The sequence below is a fragment of the Streptomyces sp. NPDC046759 genome (genome assembly GCF_040645475.1).
Taxonomy (GTDB): Bacteria; Actinomycetota; Actinomycetes; order Streptomycetales; family Streptomycetaceae; genus Streptomyces.
Genome location: NZ_JBEYYJ010000029.1, coordinates 1 through 22,733 on the forward strand (window position 1 = coordinate 1; position 22,733 = coordinate 22,733).

A 22,733-nucleotide genomic window follows, 5' to 3' on the forward strand; every position below is an offset into this window, starting at 1 on the left:
TCCCAGGCGCGGCCGTCCTCCTCCAGCCGCTGACGCAGCAGCTGGTCGTCCAGCCGGTTCCGGGGCCCTCGTCATGCGCGGAAGCTAGATCTCGTACGCCGTCCTCGGTACCGCCAGCTCCACCGGCCCCTCGAACACCTCGCGGGCGTCACGGAGGTTGGCCAGCGGGTCGGTCCACGGGGGGATGTGGGTGAGCACCAGGCGCCGCGCGCCGGCCCTGGCGGCCGTCTCGCCCGCCTCGCGGCCGTTGAGGTGCAGGTCGGGGACGGTCTCCTTGCCGTGCGTGAACGCGGCCTCGCACAGGAACAGGTCGGTGTCCCGGGCCAGCTCGTCCAGCGCGTCGGTGACCCCCGTGTCGCCGGAGTACGTCAGCGACCGCCCGTCGTGCTCGATGCGGATGGCGTACGCCTCCACGGGGTGCCGGACCCGCTCGGTGTGCACCGTGAACGGGCCGATCTCGAACGTGGACGGCTTCACGGTGCGGAAGTCGAAGACCTCGCTCATGGAGGAGGCGGAGGGCGTGTCGGCGTAGGCCGTGGTCAGGCGGTGTTCGGTGCCCTCCGGGCCGTAGACCGGGAGCGGGGCGCAGCGGCCGCCGTCGTGGCGGTAGTAGCGGGCGACGAAGTACGCCAGCATGTCGATGCAGTGGTCGGCGTGCAGATGGCTCAGGAAGATCGCGTCGAGGTCGTAGAGACCGCAGTGACGCTGCAGCTCGCCCAGGGCGCCGTTGCCCATGTCGAGGAGCAGCCGGAAGCCGTCGGCCTCGACGAGGTAGCTCGAGCAGGCCGATTCCGCGGACGGGAACGACCCCGAGCAGCCGACGACGGTGAGCTTCATGAAGCAGAAACCTCCGTTGGCGGAAAGATCAAAAGGGCGGGAAACGGGGGTCGTGCGGTTCGTCGAGCGTAAGGCGCAAAAGCACGGGTCGCTCCTCCGCCAGGGGCCGTTGTGGGCGAACTCACCTGTGCTGTCACCGGTTCGGCTGGACCAGGAGCGCAGAAGGTTCCACAGAGGGCGCGCGATCCTCGGCGCGCGCCGGTAACGTCGTCGTATGGACACGTCCTGGTGGCTGGCACTCGCGGCGGTGGTACTGCTCGCCCTGGTCGCCACGCTCATCGACGGCTGGGGCCGTGGCCGCCGGTACGCCGGGCGGCACCTGAGGCCTCTCGGCCGCGCGGGCGCGCACCCGGCGCAGGCCCGGCCGGCCCCCGGGGACATCTGGTGGGCGGACGTCCCCTACGAGGACCGTACGGACGTCAAGGACCGGCCCTGTCTGGTGCTGGCCGTGCGCGGGAACCGGGCCACGGTCGCCAAGATCACCAGCAAGTACCACGACGAGCGCGCCGGGGTGATCCCGCTGCCGCCCGGTGCGGTCGGCGACGCCCGGGGCCGCCCCAGCTTCCTGGAGACCGACGAGCTGCGCGAGGTGCCTGTCGGCGACTTCCGGCGCCGGGTGGGCGTGGTCGACCCCGTTCTGTGGGACCAGGTGCGGCACCTCGCGGGCTGATCACTTCACCGTCACGGTGACCGTCCACTCCTGGATGCCCTTGCAGGACACCTGACCGGGTGCCGTGGGCTGGGCGCACAGCGGCCGCGAGGACGTCAGCTTCTCGGTGCCGGTGGCCACCGCCTGGTACGCGGCGGTCGCCTGGCCCGGCATGATGACGAAGCCCGCGTTGATGCCCTTCAGCTCGCTGCCGCTCGCCATGACCGGCTTCCAGGGGCGGGACTTGGTGCCGTCCAGGGTGACCCGGACCTCGCCGCCCTTGGTCACGCAGACGGTACGGCCGCTGTCCGCGGCCTTGAGCATCACGACGTCGGCGCAGCCCTTCGCCGGCGGGCCGGGCGAGCGGGTGGAGGCCGACGGAGACACCTTGCCGGCGCCCCTGGCGTCCGTGCCGCTGTGCGAGCCGCACCCGGCGAGGAGCAGCGCTGCCGCCGCGAGGGCGAGGGATGTCGTCGTACGGCGCATGAGGGTTTCGCCTTTCTGCCGTGGCCGCACACGTCGGCCGCCTGGTGCAGATGTGACGTACCGGCGCCGCGAACGGATCCCGTGCGCGAACGGATCCCCGCACACGGAAGGATCCCGCACGCGGACGGCTTCCGCATGCGGGATCGCTCGGTCGGTGGGACGGATCAGCTGGTCGTCAGGGCGGTGTCGTCGACGACGAAGCTGGTCTGCAGCGAGGAGTCCTCCACGCCGTTGAACTTCAGGGTGACCGTCTGGCCCGCCAGCGAGGACAGGTCGAAGGTCTTCTGCGCGTACCCGGAGTTCGCGTTGAGGTTCGAGTACGACGCCAGGGTGGTCGAACCGGCGGTGACCGTCAGCTTGTCGTACGCGGTGCTGCCGGTCTCGGCGGTGTCGATGTGCAGGTAGAAGGTGAGCGTGGCCTTGCAGCCGGCCGGGATCGTCACCGACTGGGACAGCGTGTCGGTGTGGCTGGAGCCGTAGCCGTCGAGCCACGCCTTGTAGGAGCCGCCGTGCGCCGCCTCACCGGTGTCGTTGGTGATCACGCCGCTGGTGGCGGTCCAGCCGGTGTTGCCCGATTCGAAGCCGGGGTTGGCCAGCAGCTGGGAGGAGGTGCAGCCGCCGCCCCCGCCCGAGCCGACGGTCCAGGTGAAGGAGGTCGAGCCAAAGGCGCCGGTGGAGTCGGTCGCGGTGACCGTCACCTGGTAGGTGCCCGCGGTGGACGCCGTGCCGGAGATCAGGCCGCTGGAGCTGTTGATGGACAGGCCGGTCGGCAGGCCGGAGGCGCTGTAGGTGAGGGCCGCGCCCCCGCTGTCGCTGGCGTGGATCTGCAGGCTGACCGCGCTGCCGGTGGTGGTGGACTGGCTGCCCGGGTTGGTGACGGACACGGTGTTGCCGCCGCCACCGCCGCCGGACGTGAAGGCGGCGGTGCCGTTCGGGGTGCCCCAGCCGGTCGGGCCGTCGTAGCCGGTGGTCGCCTTGCAGAAGTACGAGGTCGAGCAGGAGCCGTTGGAGCCGCTGGTCACGTCGTACAGGTTGGCGGTGTGGGAGTACGGGTACTTCGCCGGGTAGTCGCTCGCCCCCGGCGTGCCCGCGAGGGCGTAGACCGAGGCGATGATCGGCGAGGAGGCGCTGGTGCCGCCGTAGACCGCCCAGCCGGAGCCGCCGTAGGTGTCGTAGACCGCCACACCGGTGGCCGGGTCGGCGACGGCGGAGACGTCGGCCTCCATGCGCTTGGAGCAGCCGGAGTCCGTCTGCCAGCTCGGCTTCGGGTCGTACGCCGAGCAGCCGGAGCCGGTGCCCTCGGTGGAGCTGGTGTTCCACACCGACTCGCTCCAGCCGCGGGAGTTGGAGGCGGTGGTGAGCGCGGTGCCGCCGACGGCGGTCACGTACTGGGAGGTCGCCGGGTACTCGGCGCCGTAGCCGGAGTCACCCGCGGAGACGGTGATCGCGACGCCCGGGTGCTTGAAGTACGAGGTGTCCTCGCCGGTCTGCGAGGAGGACTCGGAGCCGCCCCAGCTGTTGGAGACGAACTTGGCGCCGAGGGAGACCGCCTCGTTCTCGGCGATGCCGAGGTCGGTGTCGTTGGCGGAGTTGGCCTCGACCAGGATGATGCTGCAGTTCGGGCAGACCGCGCTGACCATGTCGATGTCGAGCATCTCTTCGCCGGCCCAGCCGGTGTCGTTGGTCGGCAGCGAGGTGGTGGAGCCGGTCTGGCTGACCTGCTTGAAGCAGCCGTTGGCCTTGGTGCAGGCGGACAGGCCGTAGGTGGAACGGTAGGTGGCCAGGTCCGACTCGGCGTTGGGGTCGTTGTAGGCGTCCACGATGCCGACCGTCATGCCCGAACCGGCCGCCGTGGGCAGGTTGTAGGCGCTGTGCAGGTTCGCCGGGGAGAGGCCGGATGGTGCGGCGGCGGCGAGCGCCGAGGCGAGCTTCTGCTTGATGTCGGTGCGGCGCTGGGCGAAGCAGGACGCGTGGCCCGGCTCGGCGGTGGCGCACAGGTGGGTCGTGGGTACCTTCTGACCGGCCTTGCCGGTGGAGTGGAAGGTCTGCCGCTTGGGGTCGGTCAGCGCCTTGGCGTTCTGCGTGACCTTGGAGGTGTGGGGGTGCGCGGCTGCGGGCTGGGCGCCGGCGGAGGGGGCGGCGGCGATTCCGGCGACGGCGAGGGCGAGCGCGGGGAAGGCGACGGCGACGAGTCTTCGCAGACTCCGTCTCTGCCCGCTCGGGCGTGACTCACGCATGGGGTACTGCCTCCATCGGGAAGTGGGGTTTCTCGCACTGGATTGGCAGCCCGTGACGCGCGTAGCGGCGGCGAAACCGCGCAGTCATGAGCATGACACTCACAGGCTCCCTGTACGCCGGGTGAGCGTGACATGACAGGGTGCGGGAGGACCGTAGCCCCCGATGCGGCCTACCGGGCAGTACCGGACCGAATTCTTTGCTTCGCCATAGGATGCGGTTGGCCCCCTCATGGAGGGGGCCGCGAAGGGTGCCGGGGAGGCGCTAGGCCCAGAGCTGGCCGTGCAGCGTCTCGATGGCCTCCTCGGTGGTGGCCGCCGTGTAGACGCCGGTGGACAGGTACTTCCAGCCGCCGTCGGCCACGACGAAGACGATGTCGGCGGACTCCCCCGCGTTGACCGCCTTCCTGCCCACCCCGATCGCCGCGTGCAGGGCGGCTCCGGTGGAGACGCCCGCGAAGATGCCCTCCTGCTGGAGGAGTTCACGGGTGCGGGTGACGGCGTCGGCCGAGCCGACCGAGAAGCGGGTGGTCAGCACGGAGGCGTCGTACAGCTCCGGCACGAAGCCCTCGTCGAGGTTCCTGAGGCCGTACACCAGGTCGTCGTAGCGCGGTTCGGCGGCGACGATCTTCACGTCCGGCTTGTGCTCGCGCAGGTAGCGGCCGACGCCCATCAGGGTGCCGGTGGTGCCGAGGCCGGCGACGAAGTGGGTGACGGAGGGCAGGTCCGCCAGGATCTCCGGGCCGGTGGTGGCGTAGTGGGCGCCCGCGTTGTCCGGGTTGCCGTACTGGTAGAGCATCACCCAGTCGGGGTGCTCGGCGGCGAGCTCCTTGGCCACGCGCACGGCCGTGTTGGAGCCGCCCGCGGCCGGGGAGGAGATGATCTCGGCCCCCCACATGCCGAGCAGGTCCCGGCGCTCCTGCGAGGTGTTCTCCGGCATCACGCACACCATGCGGTAGCCCTTGAGCTTGGCCGCCATGGCGAGGGAGATGCCGGTGTTGCCGGAAGTGGGTTCCAGGATGGTGCAGCCCGGGGTGAGCCGGCCGTCCTTCTCCGCCTGCTCGATCATGTGCAGAGCGGGACGGTCCTTGACCGAGCCGGTCGGGTTGCGGTCCTCCAGCTTGGCCCAGATCCGTACGTCGGCGGACGGCGAGAGCCGCGGCAGGCGCACCAACGGGGTGTTGCCCACCGCGGCCAGCGGGGAGTCGTAGCGCATCGCTGCTCAGCGGCCGATCAGCGCATGCCGCCGGCCACGGCCGGCAGGATCGTGACGTTGTCGCCGTCGGAGAGCTTGGTGTCGATGCCCTCGAGGAAACGGACGTCCTCGTCGTTCAGGTAGACGTTCACGAACCGGCGCAGCTGGTCGCCGTCCACGATGCGGGCCTGGATGCCCGCGTGCCGCGTCTCGAGGTCGGCGAACAGCTCGGCGAGGGTCTCACCGCTGCCCTCCACCGCCTTCTGACCGTCGGTGTACGTGCGGAGGATGGTCGGGATGCGGACCTCGATGGCCATGACTCAGGGCTCCTGTCGGAAGGTGTCGTCGGTTCGGTCAGGCGCGTGGCAATTCGGGGTCCCCCGGGCTTTCGCCACCGGGGGAGCACGCCGCGGCTCATGGCCGTACGGCGGCAGCGGGGTCGATCAACAGATGGCGCTGTTCAGCCTGCACAGGTCGACGTGCAGCCGCGCCACGAGCAGCATGCCCGGCGCCTTGTCGCTCACGTCGAGAAGAACCATGGGCTCATCGTATCGATTCCCGGTCCGGGTCCCGGAGTGTGATTTCGCATGCCGGACCTTTTCCGTCCGGTGGGCGAGATCAGTACGCCTCCACCACCGTGACCTCCTCCTCGGTGACCTCGCCGTCCACGATCCGGAAGGAGCGGAACTGGAACTCGCCGAGGCCGTCGGTGTCCGCGGTGGAGACCAGCACGTAGTGGGCGCCGGGTTCGTTGGCGTAGGAGATGTCGGTCCGGGAGGGATGGGCCTCGGTGGCGGTGTGGGAGTGGTAGATGACCACCGGCTCCTCGTCGCGGTCGTCCATCTCGCGGTAGAGCTTCAGCAGGTCGCCCGAGTCGAACTCGTAGAAAGTCGGCGACATCGCCGCGTTCAGCATGGGGATGAAGCGCTCGGGACGGTCCGAGCCCGCCGGTCCCGCCACGACGCCGCACGCCTCGTCGGGGTGGTCCTTGCGCGCGTGGGCGACGATCTGGTCGACGAGGGCCTGGGTGATGGTCAGCATGCCCGTCAGGATAAGCAGGAAATCAAAAGGGGCCGCGCGCAGCGCGTCGGGCAGGGCGGCGGTGGGAGACGGGTGGGCCGTTCCGTACCGAAGAGTGGTACGGAACGGCCCATATGCCGGACGTCCTGAGCGGCAGCCGCGGCGGGGCGCCACGAGAGCCCCGTCGCGACTGGACGTCCCTGGGGGATGGTCAGCGCTTGCGGAAGGCCGCGGCCTCCGGGTTGCGGCGCCGGAGCACCCAGTAGGAGACGCCGAGGATCGCGGCCCACAGCGGAGCACAGTAAAGCGACACCCGGGCGTCCTTGTCGATGCCCATGAGCACGATCACCATGAGGATGAACAGCAGCGCGAAGATGCTCGTGTACGGCGCTCCCGGCGCGCGGAACTCGCTCCTCGGCAGCAGGCCGCGGTCGGCCCTCGACCGGTAGCGGATCTGGCAGACCAGGATGACGATCCAGGCCCACATGCCGGAAATGGTCGCGAAGGAGACGACGTAGTCGAACGCCTTGCCCGGCCACTGGTAGTTGATCCAGACGCCGACCAGCATCAGCGCGGCGGAGAACGTCGTGCCGGCGAGCGGGGTACCGCTGCGTGTCAGCTTGGTGAAGAACTTCGGGCCCTGGCCGTTGAGCGCCAGGTCGCGGAGCATGCGGCCGGTGGAGTACATGCCGGAGTTGCAGGACGACAGCGCGGCCGTGAGCACGACGAAGTTGACGATGCCGGCGCCGAGGGACAGGCCCATCTTCTGGAACGCGGCCACGAAGGGGCTGACGCCCGGGTGGAACTCGGTCCACGGCACGACCGACAGGATCATGATCAGCGCGCCGACGTAGAAGACGGCGATGCGCCACGGCACCGTGTTGATCGCCTTCGGCAGCACCTTCTCGGGGTCCTTGGACTCGCCCGCGGTGACACCGACCAGCTCGACGGCGAGGAAGGCGAACATGACCATCTGCAGGGTCATCAGCGTGTTGCCGACGCCGTGCGGGAAGAAACCGCCGTCACTCCACAGGTGGCTCACGGAGGCGGTCCTGCCGGCGTCGGAGAAGCCGACCGTCAGGATGCCGGCGCAGATCAGGATCATGCCGATGATCGCGGTGACCTTGACCATGGAGAACCAGAACTCCAGCTCACCGAAGAGCTTCACGGAGATCAGGTTGGCGCCGTACAGCACGATCGTGAAGATCAGGGCCGAGACCCACTGCGGGATGTCGAACCAGTACGTCATGTAGGCGGCCGCGGCCGTGACCTCGGTGATGCCGGTGACCACCCAGAACAGCCAGTACGTCCACCCGGTCACGAAGCCCGCGAAGGGGCCGATGAACTCGCGTGCGTACTCCGAGAACGAACCCGACACCGGGCGGTACATGAGCAGCTCGCCGAGCGCCCGCATGATCAGGAAGATGACGAGGCCGGCGACGGCGTACGCCAGGATCAGGCTGGGGCCCGCCTTGGAAATGCCCTTGCCCGCGCCGAGGAACAGGCCGGTGCCGATGGCACCGCCGATGGCGATCATCTGGATCTGCCGGGAACCGAGCCCGCGCTGGTACCCCTCGCCGCCCTCGCTGTCCGCGGCCCGCGCGGCGTCGTTGCCGTCGCGAAGCTGGTCGACCTGCGATGAGGTCATGTGTGGTGCGCCTTTCTCCATGCCGACCCGGGCCTCGTCTCGGCCTCGGATCGGGTCTCGATCCCCCCGGATTGCTGGAGTTGTTGCCTGGCCGACGGTCGTCGGCTCGGTGGCGCACCCGGCCGAACATGGGTGGTGTGGGCCGGGCGGTCGTGAAGATTTATCACGGCCGCAATATTGATCACAGAGGGGATTCGTGGCGCACGTCACAGGTAAAAGCGGACAAAGAGCGCTCGAATGTGCCATACATGACCGCAACGGTGACGCGATCGTTATCCGGATTTGAGTGTCCGCTGAGCGAACACTCGTGCACCGCAAAGCGCCCGGATTACGGCATAAGGGTGGTGACCAGCGTCTCCTGGAGCCCGCCCAGCCACAGATAGGCCATCACCATCGGTTTGCGCGGGTCGTCGTCCGGAAGGCGGTAGAGCAGGTCGGTGTCGTCCTCCTCGGCGATCTCCAGCCGGGCACCGATGGCGAGCCGCAGGTCGTTGAGCGCGCCGAGCCACTGCTTCGACTCCTCCGCGGACAGCTTCAGCACCGCCCCGCCCTCGTCCACCGGAGCGAGCGCGTCCAGGGCGCGGATCACCGCGAGCGCGGTCTCGCGCTTGCCGGTGCGCAGGTCGTTCTCGGTGTAGCGGCGGAACTCGGCGGAGTGGGCCCGCCGCTCCTCGGCCTCGGCGGGCGAGGCGGGGGCCTGCTCCGGGTCGCTGTAGGCGTCCGGGAAGAGCCTTCTGAGCACCGGGTCGGCGGGTGGCTCGCTCGGGCCTTCCGCGAACAGTTCGGCGAGCGGGTCGTCCGGGCGGTCCGCGCCGGGGCCCGGGCCGATGAGCTCCAGCAGCTGGACGGCCAGCGACCGGATGATGGAGATCTCGACGTCGTCGAGCGCGACGGCCGCGCCGCCGCCGGGGAGCGGTTCGAAATGTCCGGGCATGTACGTGGGTTCGCTACTTCCGGTCCTGCGGCGGATGCGGGTCATTTCCGGTCCTGCGAGCGCGGGCGGTCATTTGCGGTCCTGCTGGAGCGTGGCCCACAGACCGTAGCCGTGCATCGCCTGCACGTCCCGCTCCATCTCCTCACGGCTCCCGCTGGAGACGACCGCCCGGCCCTTGTGGTGGACGTCGAGCATGAGCTTGGTGGCCTTGTCCTTGGTGTAGCCGAAGTACGTCTGGAAGACGTACGTCACGTAGCTCATGAGGTTGACCGGGTCGTTGTGCACGATGGTCACCCAGGGGACGTCGGGCTCGGGAACGGCGAAGACCTCCTCCGCCGACTCGGTGCGTTCGATCTCTACGGGCGCGGGTGACGTCACACTGCCCATGCTGCCACGCTCGGGAAAAATCGTCACACTGACGAGATGGGGGTAGCATCTATTGCCATGAACACAGCGGACCTTGGGCTGCCGGTGGATGTTCCCTCGACGGCGCTCTTCACGGACCAGTACGAGCTGACGATGCTGCAGGCCGCGCTGAAGGCCCGTACCGCCGAACGGCGCAGCGTATTCGAGGTCTTCACCCGGCGGCTGCCGGACGGGCGCCGCTACGGCGTGGTGGCCGGCACCGGGCGCGTGCTCGACGCCGTGGAGAACTTCCGCTTCGACGCGGGCGTCCTGGGCTTCCTGCGCGAGCGGCAGATCGTCGACGAGGAGACCCTGAACTGGCTCGCCGACTACCGCTTCAGCGGGGACATCTGGGGCTACCCCGAGGGCGAGGTCTACTTCCCCGGCTCCCCGATCATGCGTGTCGAGGGCACCTTCGCCGAGTGCGTCCTGCTGGAGACGGTCATCCTCTCCATCCTCAACCACGACTCCGCGATCGCCGCCGCCGCCTCCCGGATGGCCTCCGCCGCCGGTGACCGCCCGCTGATCGAGATGGGCGCCCGCCGCACCCACGAGCTGGCGGCGGTCGCCGCGTCCCGGGCGGCGTACGTCGGCGGCTTCGCCACCACCTCGGACCTGGCGGCCGGCTTCCGCTACGGCATTCCGACCGTCGGCACCTCCGCGCACGCCTTCACCCTGCTCCACGACCGCGAGCGGGACGCTTTCCGGGCCCAGGTCGACAGTCTCGGCCGGGGCACGACGCTGCTCGTGGACACCTACGACGTCGCCGTGGCCGTCCGTACGGCGGTGGAGGTGGCCGGCCCCGAGCTGGGCGCGGTCCGGATCGACTCCGGCGACCTGCTGCTCGTCGCGCACCGGGTGCGCCACCAGCTGGACGAGCTGGGCGCCACCGACACCAAGATCGTGGTCACCTCCGACCTGGACGAGTACGCCATCGCCTCCCTCGCCGCCGCCCCCGTGGACGCGTACGGCGTCGGCACCCAGCTGGTGACCGGCTCCGGGCACCCGACCGCCTCCATGGTCTACAAGCTGGTGGCCCGCGCCGAGAGCACCGACCCGAAGGCACCGCTGGTGCCGGTCGCGAAGAAGTCCACCGGCGGCAAGACCTCCATCGGGGGCCGCAAGTGGGCGGCGCGCCGGGTGGACGAGGAGGGGGTGGCGGAGGCCGAGGTCGTGGGCACCGGGCCGGTGCCGGCCGACCTCAGCGACCGGCAGCTGCTGGTGCAGCTGGTCAAGGGCGGGGACGTCGTCGCCCGCGAACCCCTGGACGTGCCCCGGGACCGCCACATCGCCGCCCGCGGGAATCTTCCGTTCTCCGCCGTCCAGCTCTCGCGGGGGGAACCCGTCATTCCGACGGAGTACCTGCACGGGCACTCGGGTAGCTAGAGCGGGACCGCCGTCCGCCCCCTCGAACGCCCCCTCCCGCACGGGCCCGGAAGTCTCTAGGCTCAGTTACTTAATCCTCAGTCGAAGGACACCCATCATGCGCCGCGCCTTGATCGTCGTAGATGTGCAGAACGACTTCTGCGAGGGGGGCAGCCTCGCGGTGGCCGGGGGTGCGGATGTGGCCGCCGCCATCACGGAGCTGGTCGGCCAGGCGGGCGGCACCGGATACCGCCACGTGGTGGCCACCCGTGACCACCACATCGCGCCCGGCGGCCACTTCGCCGACAACCCCGACTTCGTCCGCTCCTGGCCCGCGCACTGTGTCGCGGGCACGGAGGGCGTCGGTTTCCACCCGAACTTCGCCCCGGCCGTCGCCTCCGGCGCGGTCGACGCCGTCTTCGACAAGGGCGCCTACTCGGCGGCCTACAGCGGCTTCGAGGGCGCCGACGAGAACGGGACGCCCCTGGCCGAGTGGCTGCGGGCCCGCCACATCGAGGAGGTGGACGTGGTGGGCATAGCCACGGACCATTGTGTACGGGCCACGGCCCTCGACGCCGCCCGGGAGGGCTTCCGTACGCAGGTCCTGCTGGACCTGACGGCGGGAGTGGCCCCGGAGACGACCGAGAGGGCGCTGGAGGAGCTCCGGGAGGCCGGGGTGGAGCTCACCGGCAAGCCGGTGGTCGGTGGCTAGTGCTGTGACCGGAAAGGTGTGCCGGTGAACCTCTCCGTTCGCAGCACTAGGTCACTGGACCACCGCTGACCTGCGAAGAAGCGCCCGGATGGGGTGCCACAGCTCGTTGACGATGACACCGTTGTCGGCCGGAGCCGTGCGCCATATCAGGCCGTCCGGGTGGTGCAGCACCGCCGTGATCTCGTCCGGCGTCGGGGGTGCGGCGTTCCCTCGCAGGTAGATCGCGCGCAACCCCAGGTTGCGGAGCCTGGTCAGGGCTCGGGCCCGGTTCTGCGCGTGCACCAGCACCCGCACCCCGGCAGAGTCGTAGGGCAGGTTCAGCGCCACCACGACCGTGCCGTTCGGCAGCTTGCAGAAGCCTCCAGCGGCCATGCGGTCACATCCCCGTTTCGGTCGGTGTCAATAAGCGGTCCACAGGACGCACCTAAACACGATCGGCGGCGACCCGCCAAGGGGTTGCCGCCGATACGCGTCTGACCTGGGGAAACGTTGACTACTTCACCGCGGGCCCCACCTTGAGCAAGATCGTCGAGCCGTCCTTGGCCTCCTTGACGATCAGGATCTTGGTGTTCGTGTCAGTGACCTGCACACCCCCGGTGGGGTTCGACGGGTCGTAGTAGGTGCTCGTGTGGTCGTTGAAGACCGGGACACCCTTCGACGCCTTGATCACCGTCGGGACGTCCGCCTTGTGCAGCGTGATGCCGTCCGTGCCGTACAGGCTGAACGGGGAGTCGTAGGCCTGCGTGCGGTTGCGCATCAGCATGCCGTCGGACCACTTCAGCGCCTTCGGGTGGGAGTCGATCGGCAGGATCAGACCGGTACCCGGGTGACCGTTGGTGCTGTTGGTGTTGTTGTCCGCCTGGGAGGTGTCCCACTTCCAGATCAACAGGCCGTTCTGGTACGGGTAGTGCTCCACCCAGCCGGGCCGCTTGGCCGAACCGAAGTTGTACGGGCCGACCTTGAGGGTCTTGTCGTACGACACGTACTGCCGGTTCTCGGCGATGTAGTACTGCTTGTAGTCCTTGGTGAAGGACGCGCCGATGCGGGAGAAGCCTGCCGCGGTCCAACCGGCGTCCTGGGTCTCGGCGTTGTCCGAGAAGACCGGGGAGCCGTCGGCGGTCACGGTGATCTCGTCGGCCGTGAAGCCGTTCTCCGCGACACCGCCGTCGGTGGCGTACCGGAAGCGCAGGCCGATCTTCTTGCCCGCGTAGGCGTCCAGCGAGTACGACAGCTTCTTGTGGGTCTGCGAGAAGCCGGTCAGCGCCGGCTTGCCGCTGCCGTCACGCGGGACGGCCTGACCGTCCGCCGTGCCGTCCAGAGCGGTCCAGTTGGCGCCGCCGTCGGTCGACACCTCCGCGTACAGGTAGTCGTAGCCGTCCTCGATGGCCCACCAGCCGTCCAGGTCCAGCTTCGCCGACGACTTGCCCGTCAGGTCCACCGACCGGGTCAGCGTGTTCTTCAGGTCGTTGCCGCTGCCGCTCCACCACTGGGTCGAGCCCTCGGCGGGCTGGGTGATGGTGGTGGTGACCGCCTTGTCCGGCAGGGTGACCACGAGGGCCTGCTTGTCCCAGGTGTTGTACTCGGCGACGCCCAGCTTGTGCGTGGACTGCGCGCCGGCCTTGGCGGTGTCGTAGTTCAGCCAGCCGAGCTGCAGCTTGTCCCAGGCGTTCATGTCGCCCGGCAGGTCACCGATGGACTCCTTGCCGGTGCCGAGCCAGGAGCCGGAGGACATCAGGGTCCAGAAACCGGTGGAGTTGTCGCCGCCGGCGGTGTCGTACTCGTCCGGCAGGCCGAGGTCGTGGCCGTACTCGTGGGCGAAGACGCCGAGGCCGCCGTTCTCCGGCTGGATGGTGTAGTCGCCCACCCAGATGCCGGTGTCGCCGATCTGGGCGCCGCCGAGCTTGTTGTCCGCGGGGCCGGTCGCGCCCGCGTCGGTGCCGAAGGCGTACCAGCGGTGGGCCCAGATCGCGTCCTTGCCCTGCGCGCCGCCGCCCGCGGACTCGTCCTCACCGGCGTGCACGAGCTGGAAGTGGTCGATGTACCCGTCGGGCTCGTTGAAGTTGCCGTCGTGGTCGTAGTCGTACCGGTCCCACTGGTCGTACTGGGCGAGGTCCTTCTTGATGTCGGCGTCGGACCTGCCGGCCGCCTTCTGCTGGGCCACCCACGCGTTGACGCCGTCGCTGACGACGTTCCACACGCTCGGGCAGTTGGTCTGGCCGCAGGCGTTGTTGCCGTAACGGGCCTCGTTGTAGGGGACCTTGACCCAGTCCGTGACCTCACCGTCGACCGAGTAGCGGCCCGAGGACTGCTTCTCGTAGTACTTCTTCAGCGACTCGGTCTTCTTGCCGGTGCCGAAGTAGAGGTCCTGGTAGTGCTTCTGGTTGTAGTCCTTCTGCCAGGCCGTGGAGTTGTCCTTCTTGCGGTCCGGCGCGGCGATGGTGTTGTGCAGCGGGCCAGCCGTGCCGCCGTACTTCGGGTCGGTCTTGTCCCCGAACTCCACCAGGATCATGAAGATCTTGTCGGTCTTCTCGCGGCTCAGCTCGACGTACTTGCTCTTGCCCTTGCGGCTCTTGAGCGCCACGACCTTGGAGCCGTTGCGCTCCTGCGCCGTGGCCTTCCCCGATATGAGCTGGCTCAGTGCCTCCCGGCGCTGGGCTTCCTGGGTCTTGCTGAGCGGGCCGTCGAGGTCGTGCGCCCGCTGCTTCACCGGAGCCGGGTCGTGCCGGTTGACGGCCACGGGCCGGGCCTGGGTGCTCGCCTCCGCGACGGCGAAGGTGGCGAACGTGGCGGAGGCCGCCGCGAGCGTCACGCCGATCGCGGCCGCTCTGAACGTCCAGGATCTGCTGGTCACTTGTGTTCCTCCCCTGCGCCTGATCGGCGCATGCCAAGTGACGACATTTGACTAGAGGTTTAGAAGAAAAGACAGACCTTGACTTGATCTAGCCAAGTCCACTAAGCGGAGCCGATGTTCGCTTTACGAACCTGCTCGCGGCCTATGCCTCCACCCCATGACTCCGTGCGCCCCCCGTGCACCGGTACCGTGGGTTAGGTCACGCTTACCAGGGGTCCTGTTCGGGCATGCACGCGAAGAGAGTGGAATGGCACCGCCCGATCCGCCGAAGAATCCCCGAAGACTTCCGAGGACACGATTGCCATGCCTCGTCCGACCGCCGCACAGCTCGTTTACGGTTCGTGCACCGTGATCTTCTCGACGCTCGCCATGCTGCTGCTGTCCCAGACGGGTTCGGGCCTCGGGGTCACCGTCATCGCCCTCGCGGCGCTGGCCCTCGGCCTGCTCGTGGCGATGACGGTGCCGCTGCCGAGGGCCCGCACGATCGAGGCACCGGCCGAGCCCACCGAGTCCGCACCGAAGGAACAGCCGGTCTCCACGGTCCTGTGAACGGCGCGCACACGACAGCGGCGGGTCCGTGACGGACCCGCCGCTGTCGTATGGGCGCCCATAACGGTGCCGGGCGTCCCCGCCTTCGCCGGGCGGGCGGTTGGCTCAACGGGTGCTGACCACCACCGTCTTGGCCGCCTTGTCATGCAGGCCCTGTTTGTACGGTTTGTCGAAGTAGCTCCAGCCGCCGCAGATCGCCGTCCAGATGCAGGCGCAGCAGAAGGCGAACGGCACCCACAGGACCACGGCGCGGATCAGGTTGGCCTGCACCGACGGAGTGGCGCCGTCGTTCAGGTTCGCCACCCGCATGTTGAGCCACTTCTTGCCGAGGGTCTGGCCGTACTGGCTCATCATGTAGGTGTCGTAGGCGACGTACAGCACGGCCGCGACGAAGGACTGAGCGACGGACCGGCCGACCTGGACGTGGTCGCCGTTGACGGTGTACTCACGCACTCCGAACGCCCAGGTGAGCAACCAGACGACGATGCCGACGAGGATCATGTCGACGATCCGCGCGAGCGTCCGCCTGCCGCTGTCGGCGAGCGGGGGCATACCCGCGAGCGGATCGCTCGGGTAGCCGCCGGCACCTGCGCCGTAGGGCCCGCCCCCGTAGGGGCCGGCATCTCCGTAGGGGCCGCCGCCGTAGGGCGGCTGCTCGCCACCGTAGGGGGGCGGCTGCTGAGCACCCCACGGAGGGGGCTGCCCGCCACCCGGCGGGGGCGGCTGGCCGCCGGGAGGCGGTTGCGGGCCCTGGCCGCCGGACGGTGGGGGCTGCCGGGCGCCGCCGTACGGCGAGCCCGACCCCTGGTCCGAGGGGGGCCGCTTCCTGAAGGGGTCGTCCTCGGGGGGCTGCTCTCCGGAGCCGGGGGGCGGTTCGCTGCTCATGGCCCGAGTGCACCGCGAACACCCCGGTTCCGCATCCGGCGGACGGCCGTACGGAGTACGCCCGTGCCTCCGCTCAGCCGGCGACGAAGGTGCGGGCCGCCTTGTCGTGCCAGCACTGGTGCCAGGGCCGGTCGAACAGGCACCACAGCACGCCCACGATCCCGATGCCGAGCAGCCCGGGCACGCTGTACACCAGCCAGCGGCGCAGCGCCGGGCCGAAGGCCGGCGGCTCGTGCCCCTCGATGTCCCGCACCTGAAGACCCAGCAGCTTCTTGCCGAGGGTGCGGCCCCACCTGGCGGTCGGCAGCACCTCGTACACGACGCCGAAGAGCAGCAGGACGGCGAGCACGATGCCGAGGCTGGTGGCGGTCGTGCCGTCGAGCAGCCAGACGGTGACCTCGCGTCCGGACAGCCTGGCCGCGTCGATCTTCTGCTGGATGTGGTCGGCGGCCCTGGTGCCGAACGGTACCGCGGCGGCGGCCGTGACGGCGCCCACCACCAGGGTGTCGATCAGCCGGGCCGCGAAGCGCTTGCCGACCCCGGCGGGACGGGCGGCGGCCTGGCGGCGCGCGGCCGCCTGGAAGAGGTCCTCCACCGGCGGCTTCCACGGCGCCACGGGCTGCTCGTCACCTCCGCCGGCCAGCTGGTGCACCTGCTGCGCCCAGGACGCCTGACCGCCACCGGGGCCGCTCGTGACAGGGGTGGCCGGGGCGGCGCCCTGCGCCGGCACCGACGGGGCCCCGGCCGCCTGGCCGGACGGGGCCTGCGGCGCCTGCGCGGCACGGGCGGCGGCGGCCTTGCCCGCTCCGAACCCGGGACCCGCGGACGCGGAGGGGGCTGGGGCAGGGGTGGCGGAGGACGGGGCCGGCGTACCGACGGGGCCCTGCGGCCCGAAGCCGGCGGCCGCCGCTCCCGAGCCGGAAGCGGGCCCCGCGAAACCGGGGCCCGGGGCCGGGGCCTGCGCGCCGAAGCCGGCACCCGCACCGGCGTCGGCGTCGGCACCGGCCGCCTGCGCGCCGAAGCCCGCGCCGTGACCCGGGCCGTGCGGGCCGAACCCGGCCCCCGCCCCGGCTTCCGGGCCGGACGCCGGGGAGCCGGGGGCCTGCGGGCCGGACCCGGGCTGTGCGCCCGGCCGGCCCTGGCCCGGTACCGGGCGGAACGTCATCGTGCCCTCGTCCCTGACGGCCGCGGGCCCCGGAACGGGGCGGCGGAAGAGGAACGTGCCGCCGGGGTCCGGGGTGTCGCCCTCCGCCGCCGGGGCCGTGCCCTCGGGGCGGCCGGCCTTGCCGGCCGAACGGTCCGGCGCCTGAGCGGGCACCCGCGGGTCGGCACCCCAGGCGGTGCGCCCGTCCCCGGCGCCACCGGCACCGGACTGCCCGGTGCCGTGACCACCGAGCCCGGCACCCCGGCCGCCGGCGCCCGCCTGCCCCGGACCGGAACCAGCGGCACCGGACTGCCCGGCGCCCTGACCGCCCGTGCCTGCCCGCCCCGCCCGCTCGTCGCCGTACCCCGGAGGCCGCGGACCGCTTCCGCCGCCGGCCGCCCACGCGCCGGAACCGTCCTGGGCGGAGGGTGCCGGATCCGGGTCCTCGTCGAAGAAGTGCGGGCCCGTCTCCTCGACGGCCGGGGCCGCGGGCCGCACGCCCGGCGGCGGGGTGAGCGGTTCGCCGTCCTTCGGCGCCGGGCGGCTGGTGCCGGGCACCCAGGAGGCGCCGTTCCAGTACCGGACGTATCCGGGGATGGACGGGTCCGGGTAGTAGCCCTCGCGGGGCCTGTCGTCACCTGGGGCCGGGGTTGGGGCGCTCATGTCCGTCGTCCCGTATCTGCTCGGGGGTGGGATGGGGGCCTCCACATCTATCAGACCGGGGCAGCCCGCAGCGCCAGTCCCGCAGGACCCACCCCTTTCCGGGCAATGCCGCACCCGGCTCTCGCAGGTCCGGACAAAAAGATTTCCCCGAACCCGCGTAATGGCCCGGCCGCTGCCCGCTCTCCCCGGGTGCGGGCCCGTTCCGGGCGGCCCCCGACGAAGGGACACGCAGGTCATGCATCACACCGTGGTGGAGCGGGAGCTGGAGATGAGGCTCATCCTGCCGCCGGAGCGCGGCGTCCCGGTGCCGGCCCGGCTGGGCTACCGCTCGGACGATCCGTACGCCGTCCACATCACCTTCCACATCAACTCCGACTGCCCCGTCAACTGGACGTTTGCGCGGGAGCTGCTGGTGGAGGGGGTGTTCCGGCCGTGCGGGCGGGGGGACGTACGGACGTGGCCGACGAAGGTGGAGGGGCGCAGCGTCGTTCTGATGGCGCTGAGTTCACCCGACGGGGACGCGCTCCTCGAGGCGCCGATCCCGCAGGTGTCGGCCTGGCTGGAGCGGACGCTGCGGGCGGTGCCGCCGGGGACGGAGGGCGGGCAGCTGGGCATCGACGACGCCCTCGACCAGCTGCTCGCCCAGTGAGCCCGCTGCCAGGAAGCTCAGAGGACCTTGCCCGGGTTGAGGATGCCTAGAGGATCGAAGGCCTGCTTCACGGCCCGCTGCATCTCGACCCCGACCGGGCCGATCTCCCGGGCGAGCCACTCCTTCTTCAGTACGCCGACGCCGTGTTCGCCGGTGATGGTGCCACCCAGTTCCAGGCCGAGGGCCATGATCTCGTCGAAGGACTCGCGGGCCCGCCGGGACTCCTCCGGGTCCTGGGCGTCGAAGCAGACGGTGGGGTGGGTGTTGCCGTCGCCGGCGTGCGCGCAGACACCGATGGTCAGGTCGTACTTGGCGGCGATCCGTTCGACGCCCTCCAGCATCGCGCCGAGCCTGGAGCGGGGCACGCACACGTCGTCGATCATCGTCGTGCCCTTGACCGCCTCCAGCGCGGTCAGCGAGAGCCGCCGGGCCTTGAGCAGCATCTCGGACTCGGCCGCGTCCTCGGCCGGGACGACCTCGGTGGCCCCGGCCGCCTCGCACAGGGCGCCGACGGCGGCGAGGTCGGCGGCCGGGTCCGGGGTGTCGAAGGCGGCGAGCAGCAGCGCCTCGGTGGTCTCCGGGAGGCCCATGCGGGCGAGGTCGTTGACCGCCTTGACGGTCGTACGGTCCATCAGTTCGAGGAGGGAGGGGACGTGACCGCCCTCCATGATCCGGCAGACGGCGTCGCAGGCGGCGGCAGCGGAGGGGAACTCGGCGGCCAGCACCAGCTGCTGGGGCGGCTTGGGCTTGAGGGCGAGGACCGCGCGCACGACGACGCCGAGCGAGCCCTCGGAGCCGACGAACAGGCGGGTGAGGTCGTAGCCGGCGACGCCCTTGGCCGTGCGGCGGCCGGTGGACAGCAGGCGGCCGTCGGCGAGGACGACGTCCAGGCCGAGGACGTACTCGGCGGTCACGCCGTACTTGAGGCAGCACAGGCCGCCGGACCCGGTGCCGATGTTGCCGCCGATGGTGCACATCTCCCAGCTGGAGGGGTCCGGCGGGTAGTACAGGCCGTGTTCCTCGACCGCGTGGGACAGGGTCGCGTTGATCACGCCGGGCTCGACCACGGCGATCCGGTCGACGGGGCTGATCTCCAGGATGCGGTCCATCTTGGTGAGGGACAGCACGATGCAGCCGTCGGTGGCGTTGGCGGCGCCGGACAGGCCGCTGCGGGCACCCTGCGGGACGAGGGGCAGACGCAGTTCGGTGGCGATGCGCATGACGTGCTGCACCTGTTCGACGGTGCGCGGCAGGACGACGACGGCCGGGACGCCGGCCGGGCAGAAGCTCGCCATGTCGTTGGCGTAGGAGGCGGTGACCTCGGGGTCGGTCAGGACGGCCTCGGCGGGCAGGCCGGCCAGGAGCCGGTCGGTGAGGTCGCCGGCTGCCACAGCGTCTTCGGAGCGGGGCGCTTCGATACGGCTCATGATCAAAGGGTCGCACTCGCGGCCATCGGTGTGAACCCCGTCCGTACTCCGCTCGGTCCACCGGAGCGGATCGCCGCACTGACGCACAGTGAGCGCCATGGACAACCGACTGCGCGTGCCGGGTACGTGGGCGGCGCACCGGAAGATGCGCCGCCCGGCTGAAGCCCGGGGACCTACAGGTTGCCGCGCTTGGCCTGCTCGCGCTCGATCGCCTCGAACAGGGCCTTGAAGTTGCCCTTGCCGAAGCCCATGGAGCCGTGCCGCTCGATGATCTCGAAGAAGACCGTCGGCCGGTCCTGGACCGGCTTGGTGAAGATCTGCAGCAGGTATCCGTCCTCGTCGCGGTCGGCGAGGATCTTCAGCTCGCGCAGCGTCTCGACGGACACCCGGGTGTCGCCGACCCACTCGCCGAGGGTGTCGTAGTAGGAGTCGGGGGTGTTGAGGAACTCCACGCCGGCCGCGCGCATGGTCCGGACGGTCTGCACGATGTCGTTGGTGTTCAGCGCGATGTGCTGGACGCCGGGGCCGCCGTAGAACTCCAGGTACTCGTCGATCTGGGACTTCTTCTTGGCGATCGCGGGCTCGTTGAGCGGGAACTTCACCTTGAGGGTGCCGTCCGCGACGACCTTCGACATCAGCGCGCTGTACTCGGTGGCGATGTCGTCGCCCACGAACTCCTTCATGTTCGTGAAGCCCATGACCCTGTTGTAGAACCCGACCCACTCGTCCATCTTGCCGAGTTCGACGTTGCCGACGCAGTGGTCGATGGCCTGGAAGGTGCGCTTCGCGGGCGGCACGACGATCGGCGCCGCGGCGGTGTAGCCGGGCAGGTAGGGGCCGTCGTAGCCGGAGCGGTCGACGAGGGTGTGGCGGGTCTGGCCGTAGGTGGCGATCACGGCGAGGACGACGGTGCCGTGCTCGTCCTTGACCTCGTACGGCTCGGCGATCGAGCGGGCGCCGTGCTCGACGGCGTAGGCGTGCGCGGCTCGGGCGTCCGGGACCTCGATGGCCAGGTCGATGACGCCGTCGCCGTGCTCGGCCACGTGCCGGTCGAGGAAGTGGCCCCAGTCGGTGCTCGGCTTGATCACCGAGGTGAACACGAATCGGGCGGAGCCGTTCTCGAGCACGTAGCTGGCGGTCTCGCGGCTGCCGTTCTCCGGCCCGGAGTAGGCGACCAGCTGCATGCCGAAGGCGGTGGAGTAGTAGTGCGCCGCCTGCTTGGCGTTGCCCACGGCGAAGACGACCGCGTCCATTCCCTTGACCGGGAAGGGGTCGGCCTGCCGGGCGGTGTCGGGAGTGTGGTGTGTGGTCTGCGTCATGCCGGAAGGGTGGCCCCGCTCTGCAAGATGCGCAATAGTTTGCGTGTTCACTGGGCAATCTGCTCAGCGACACGGCCGTTTCGGCGGACTTTCTGTACAGGATGCTCATCCCTGGAGGTGCCGTGGCGATCGATCATCTGGACGGGCGGATCATCGTGCTCCTCGCCCGGGAGCCGCGCATCGGTGTGCTGGAGATGTCCCGGCGGCTGGGGGTCGCCCGGGGCACGGTGCAGGCACGCCTGGACCGCCTCCAGTCGAACGGGGTGATCCGCGGTTTCGGCCCCCAGGTAGATCCCACGGCCCTCGGCTATCCGGTCACCGCGTTCGCGACGCTGCAGATCCGGCAGGGCCAGGGGACCGACGTCCGGGCCCATCTGGCGACCGTGCCGGAGGTGCTGGAGCTGCTCACCACCACCGGCAGCGGGGACATGCTGTGCCGCCTGGTGGCCCGCTCGAACGCCGATCTGCAGCGGGTGATCGACCGGGTCGTCGGCTTCGAGGGCATCGTCCGGGCGTCCACGACGATCGTCATGGAGAACCCGGTCCCCCTGCGGATCATCCCGCTGGTGGAACAGGCGGCCCGGGACGCGGAAGGGGGGTAGGCGGGCAGGCGGGGGCACGGCCGAGGTGCGGTGCGCGCGGAGGAGTTGATGCAAAGGGAAGGCTGCAACGGACCTTTGCATGGCTGTCTTTGTATGCAGGAACGAACAGCGGGCCGACCCGCAGGTCCACAGCCTCGACGCCCGCCCCCTGCGCGGGCTCGCCCACCTGTCGCACCCCGAGACCCACCTCGCCCTGCACCGCATCCGTGCCACCGAACTCCGCGCCCGGGCCGGCCACTACCGGCTCGCCGCCGCCGTGAAGCCCCCGGTCCACCTCCGCGCACGCCTCGGCTGGACCCTGGTCGAGCTAGGCCTGCGGCTCGCCGCCACGCCCCGGCGGACCGCGGCCATCGCCTAACAGCTCGGTACGGAGTCCTTGCCCTTTTCCAGCGCGGTCAGCGCGTTCACCGCACCCTTCAGGGTGGTGACCGGGACCAGGCGCAGGCCCTTCGGCAGCTCCACCCTGGCGTCGGCGCACTCGGCCTTCGGCACCAGGAAGACGGTCGCCCCGTCGCGCCGGGCGGCCTGGGTCTTCAGGGCCACCCCGCCGACCGCGCCGACCGTGCCGTCGGCGTCGATGGTGCCCGTACCGGCGATGGTGCGGCCGCCGGTGAGGTCGCCGCCGCTGCCGTCGCCGTGCAGCTTGTCGATGATCCCCAGAGTGAACAGCAGGCCCGCGCTCGGCCCGCCCACGCCGGCGAGCTTCAGCTCGATCTTGACCTTGCCGGCGCTCAGCCCCAGGTAGTTCAGCGCCGCCTGGGTCGCCGCGCCCTGGGACTGCCGCATCTGCGCCACGTTGTGCCGCTCGATCTCCTTGACCGTGTCACCGCTGTAGACGGCGTCCTTGGGCATCACGGCCCGGTCGGTGCGGAACCAGTTGCCGATCACGTCACCGAGGGAGACGCGCACGTCCGGGCCGGTCGCGACGATGGTGACCATCCGCAGCTGCCCGCTGGTGCTGCGGACGGGCGCGCCGGAGACGGTGATCACCTCGCTGCCCTTGACCGCGCCGAGCACGTTCGCCGTCGTCCCGGGCTGCGCCACCGTGAACGGCAGCGGCGCGAACACCGCCGTGGCGATCAGGGCCGCGACGGGCAGAGCGCAGACGGCTACGGCCTGGGTACGCGTGAGACGTGAGAGCACAGGCCCAATCTAACGT

The 22,733-nt window shown here is 70.5% G+C and carries 24 protein-coding genes; 7 read left to right on the forward strand and 17 right to left on the reverse strand.

The features are described from left to right. Positions 1-84: 84 nt before the first annotated feature. On the reverse strand, positions 85-837 hold the full coding sequence (locus tag ABZ919_RS31790; protein WP_361254423.1) for an MBL fold metallo-hydrolase: 753 nt from the start codon (positions 835-837) through the stop codon (positions 85-87). A 214-nt stretch (positions 838-1,051) separates the two neighbouring features. Between ABZ919_RS31790 and ABZ919_RS31795 the strand changes: the two genes are divergently transcribed. After that, positions 1,052-1,507 (forward strand): type II toxin-antitoxin system PemK/MazF family toxin, encoded by a 456-nt coding sequence (locus ABZ919_RS31795; RefSeq protein ID WP_361254426.1) that lies wholly within the window; start codon positions 1,052-1,054, stop codon positions 1,505-1,507. On the opposite strand, the gene ABZ919_RS31800 is transcribed toward ABZ919_RS31795, so the two are convergent. From ABZ919_RS31800 to clpS, 9 genes are all read right to left on the reverse strand, one after another. After that, positions 1,508-1,972, reverse strand: a complete 465-nt coding sequence (locus ABZ919_RS31800) for a hypothetical protein (RefSeq protein ID WP_361254429.1) — start codon at positions 1,970-1,972, stop codon at positions 1,508-1,510. It abuts the gene before it with no gap. 164 nt (positions 1,973-2,136) lie between these two features. After that, positions 2,137-4,209, reverse strand: coding sequence for a putative Ig domain-containing protein (locus ABZ919_RS31805; RefSeq protein WP_361254431.1), 2,073 nt, complete (start codon positions 4,207-4,209; stop codon positions 2,137-2,139). A gap of 262 nt (positions 4,210-4,471) precedes the next feature. After that, positions 4,472-5,422, reverse strand: coding sequence for a cysteine synthase (locus ABZ919_RS31810; protein WP_361254434.1), 951 nt, complete (start codon positions 5,420-5,422; stop codon positions 4,472-4,474). 17 nt (positions 5,423-5,439) lie between these two features. Then, positions 5,440-5,718 carry a MoaD/ThiS family protein gene (locus tag ABZ919_RS31815; protein ID WP_361254437.1) on the reverse strand — a complete coding sequence of 93 codons (279 nt, stop codon included), beginning with the start codon at positions 5,716-5,718 and terminating at the stop codon, positions 5,440-5,442. A 126-nt stretch (positions 5,719-5,844) separates the two neighbouring features. Further along, positions 5,845-5,940, reverse strand: a complete 96-nt coding sequence (locus ABZ919_RS31820; protein WP_317774922.1) for a putative leader peptide — start codon at positions 5,938-5,940, stop codon at positions 5,845-5,847. Between the two features lie 79 nt (positions 5,941-6,019). Next, positions 6,020-6,442, reverse strand: coding sequence for a M67 family metallopeptidase (locus ABZ919_RS31825; RefSeq protein ID WP_361254440.1), 423 nt, complete (start codon positions 6,440-6,442; stop codon positions 6,020-6,022). A gap of 190 nt (positions 6,443-6,632) precedes the next feature. Further along, positions 6,633-8,069, reverse strand: a complete 1,437-nt coding sequence (locus ABZ919_RS31830) for an amino acid permease (protein WP_361254443.1) — start codon at positions 8,067-8,069, stop codon at positions 6,633-6,635. 328 nt (positions 8,070-8,397) lie between these two features. Then, positions 8,398-9,003, reverse strand: a complete 606-nt coding sequence (locus tag ABZ919_RS31835; RefSeq protein WP_361254446.1) for a DUF2017 domain-containing protein — start codon at positions 9,001-9,003, stop codon at positions 8,398-8,400. A gap of 69 nt (positions 9,004-9,072) precedes the next feature. Continuing rightward, complete coding sequence (gene clpS, locus ABZ919_RS31840; RefSeq protein WP_361118760.1) at positions 9,073-9,390, reverse strand: ATP-dependent Clp protease adapter ClpS; 318 nt, start codon at positions 9,388-9,390, stop codon at positions 9,073-9,075. A 57-nt stretch (positions 9,391-9,447) separates the two neighbouring features. Between clpS and ABZ919_RS31845 the strand changes: the two genes are divergently transcribed. Together ABZ919_RS31845 and ABZ919_RS31850 are read left to right on the forward strand one after the other, a co-directional pair. Continuing rightward, complete coding sequence (locus tag ABZ919_RS31845; protein WP_361254450.1) at positions 9,448-10,794, forward strand: nicotinate phosphoribosyltransferase; 1,347 nt, start codon at positions 9,448-9,450, stop codon at positions 10,792-10,794. A 97-nt stretch (positions 10,795-10,891) separates the two neighbouring features. Further along, entirely contained in the window at positions 10,892-11,485 is a 594-nt protein-coding gene (locus ABZ919_RS31850; RefSeq protein ID WP_361254453.1) for a nicotinamidase, read from the forward strand. Positions 11,486-11,536: 51 nt separating this feature from the next. On the opposite strand, the gene ABZ919_RS31855 is transcribed toward ABZ919_RS31850, so the two are convergent. Beyond that, on the reverse strand, positions 11,537-11,857 hold the full coding sequence (locus ABZ919_RS31855; RefSeq protein WP_361254456.1) for a hypothetical protein: 321 nt from the start codon (positions 11,855-11,857) through the stop codon (positions 11,537-11,539). Between the two features lie 121 nt (positions 11,858-11,978). Next, positions 11,979-14,336 (reverse strand): immune inhibitor A domain-containing protein, encoded by a 2,358-nt coding sequence (locus ABZ919_RS31860; protein WP_361254458.1) that lies wholly within the window; start codon positions 14,334-14,336, stop codon positions 11,979-11,981. A 303-nt stretch (positions 14,337-14,639) separates the two neighbouring features. On the opposite strand from ABZ919_RS31860, the gene ABZ919_RS31865 reads away from it, so the two are divergent. Beyond that, on the forward strand, positions 14,640-14,885 hold the full coding sequence (locus tag ABZ919_RS31865; protein WP_361254461.1) for a hypothetical protein: 246 nt from the start codon (positions 14,640-14,642) through the stop codon (positions 14,883-14,885). Between the two features lie 105 nt (positions 14,886-14,990). Here the strand turns inward: ABZ919_RS31865 and ABZ919_RS31870 are convergent, their stop codons facing one another. Next, positions 14,991-15,770: an RDD family protein gene (locus ABZ919_RS31870; protein ID WP_361254464.1), complete on the reverse strand. Its 780-nt coding sequence runs from the start codon at positions 15,768-15,770 to the stop codon at positions 14,991-14,993. A gap of 73 nt (positions 15,771-15,843) precedes the next feature. After that, the gene (locus ABZ919_RS31875) at positions 15,844-17,577 is read right to left on the reverse strand and encodes an RDD family protein (protein WP_361254466.1); all 1,734 of its coding nucleotides are present in this window, start codon (positions 17,575-17,577) and stop codon (positions 15,844-15,846) included. Positions 17,578-17,812: 235 nt separating this feature from the next. On the opposite strand from ABZ919_RS31875, the gene ABZ919_RS31880 reads away from it, so the two are divergent. Further along, entirely contained in the window at positions 17,813-18,226 is a 414-nt protein-coding gene (locus tag ABZ919_RS31880) for an SsgA family sporulation/cell division regulator (protein ID WP_361254467.1), read from the forward strand. Positions 18,227-18,243: 17 nt separating this feature from the next. On the opposite strand, the gene ABZ919_RS31885 is transcribed toward ABZ919_RS31880, so the two are convergent. Next, positions 18,244-19,659, reverse strand: a complete 1,416-nt coding sequence (locus ABZ919_RS31885; RefSeq protein ID WP_361254470.1) for an FAD-linked oxidase C-terminal domain-containing protein — start codon at positions 19,657-19,659, stop codon at positions 18,244-18,246. Between the two features lie 167 nt (positions 19,660-19,826). After that, positions 19,827-20,972, reverse strand: a complete 1,146-nt coding sequence (gene hppD, locus ABZ919_RS31890) for a 4-hydroxyphenylpyruvate dioxygenase (protein ID WP_361254473.1) — start codon at positions 20,970-20,972, stop codon at positions 19,827-19,829. A 122-nt stretch (positions 20,973-21,094) separates the two neighbouring features. Between hppD and ABZ919_RS31895 the strand changes: the two genes are divergently transcribed. Further along, positions 21,095-21,574, forward strand: coding sequence for an Lrp/AsnC family transcriptional regulator (locus tag ABZ919_RS31895; RefSeq protein ID WP_361254476.1), 480 nt, complete (start codon positions 21,095-21,097; stop codon positions 21,572-21,574). A gap of 166 nt (positions 21,575-21,740) precedes the next feature. After that, positions 21,741-21,932, forward strand: coding sequence for a hypothetical protein (locus ABZ919_RS31900; protein WP_361254687.1), 192 nt, complete (start codon positions 21,741-21,743; stop codon positions 21,930-21,932). On the opposite strand, the gene ABZ919_RS31905 is transcribed toward ABZ919_RS31900, so the two are convergent. Next, positions 21,929-22,717 (reverse strand): S16 family serine protease, encoded by a 789-nt coding sequence (locus ABZ919_RS31905; RefSeq protein ID WP_361254479.1) that lies wholly within the window; start codon positions 22,715-22,717, stop codon positions 21,929-21,931. The two genes, ABZ919_RS31900 and ABZ919_RS31905, sit on opposite strands and share 4 nt — an antisense overlap. Between the last annotated feature and the right edge of the window lie 16 nt (positions 22,718-22,733).

Excerpts from the sequence above, each read along its gene's own strand:
- ABZ919_RS31795 (WP_361254426.1), top strand. The coding sequence starts at position 1,052 with ATGGACACGTCCTGGTGGCTGGCACTCGCGGCGGTGGTACTGCTCGCC.
- ABZ919_RS31830 (WP_361254443.1), bottom strand. The coding sequence starts at position 8,069 with ATGACCTCATCGCAGGTCGACCAGCTTCGCGACGGCAACGACGCCGCG.
- ABZ919_RS31805 (WP_361254431.1), bottom strand. The coding sequence starts at position 4,209 with ATGCGTGAGTCACGCCCGAGCGGGCAGAGACGGAGTCTGCGAAGACTC.
- ABZ919_RS31855 (WP_361254456.1), bottom strand. The coding sequence starts at position 11,857 with ATGGCCGCTGGAGGCTTCTGCAAGCTGCCGAACGGCACGGTCGTGGTG.
- ABZ919_RS31790 (WP_361254423.1), bottom strand. The coding sequence starts at position 837 with ATGAAGCTCACCGTCGTCGGCTGCTCGGGGTCGTTCCCGTCCGCGGAA.
- ABZ919_RS31870 (WP_361254464.1), bottom strand. The coding sequence starts at position 15,770 with ATGAGCAGCGAACCGCCCCCCGGCTCCGGAGAGCAGCCCCCCGAGGAC.
- ABZ919_RS31820 (WP_317774922.1), bottom strand. The coding sequence starts at position 5,940 with ATGGTTCTTCTCGACGTGAGCGACAAGGCGCCGGGCATGCTGCTCGTG.
- ABZ919_RS31865 (WP_361254461.1), top strand. The coding sequence starts at position 14,640 with ATGCCTCGTCCGACCGCCGCACAGCTCGTTTACGGTTCGTGCACCGTG.
- ABZ919_RS31845 (WP_361254450.1), top strand. The coding sequence starts at position 9,448 with ATGAACACAGCGGACCTTGGGCTGCCGGTGGATGTTCCCTCGACGGCG.
- ABZ919_RS31815 (WP_361254437.1), bottom strand. The coding sequence starts at position 5,718 with ATGGCCATCGAGGTCCGCATCCCGACCATCCTCCGCACGTACACCGAC.
- ABZ919_RS31800 (WP_361254429.1), bottom strand. The coding sequence starts at position 1,972 with ATGCGCCGTACGACGACATCCCTCGCCCTCGCGGCGGCAGCGCTGCTC.
- ABZ919_RS31850 (WP_361254453.1), top strand. The coding sequence starts at position 10,892 with ATGCGCCGCGCCTTGATCGTCGTAGATGTGCAGAACGACTTCTGCGAG.
- hppD (WP_361254473.1), bottom strand. The coding sequence starts at position 20,972 with ATGACGCAGACCACACACCACACTCCCGACACCGCCCGGCAGGCCGAC.
- ABZ919_RS31825 (WP_361254440.1), bottom strand. The coding sequence starts at position 6,442 with ATGCTGACCATCACCCAGGCCCTCGTCGACCAGATCGTCGCCCACGCG.
- ABZ919_RS31875 (WP_361254466.1), bottom strand. The coding sequence starts at position 17,577 with ATGAGCGCCCCAACCCCGGCCCCAGGTGACGACAGGCCCCGCGAGGGC.
- ABZ919_RS31810 (WP_361254434.1), bottom strand. The coding sequence starts at position 5,422 with ATGCGCTACGACTCCCCGCTGGCCGCGGTGGGCAACACCCCGTTGGTG.
- clpS (WP_361118760.1), bottom strand. The coding sequence starts at position 9,390 with ATGGGCAGTGTGACGTCACCCGCGCCCGTAGAGATCGAACGCACCGAG.
- ABZ919_RS31835 (WP_361254446.1), bottom strand. The coding sequence starts at position 9,003 with ATGCCCGGACATTTCGAACCGCTCCCCGGCGGCGGCGCGGCCGTCGCG.
- ABZ919_RS31880 (WP_361254467.1), top strand. The coding sequence starts at position 17,813 with ATGCATCACACCGTGGTGGAGCGGGAGCTGGAGATGAGGCTCATCCTG.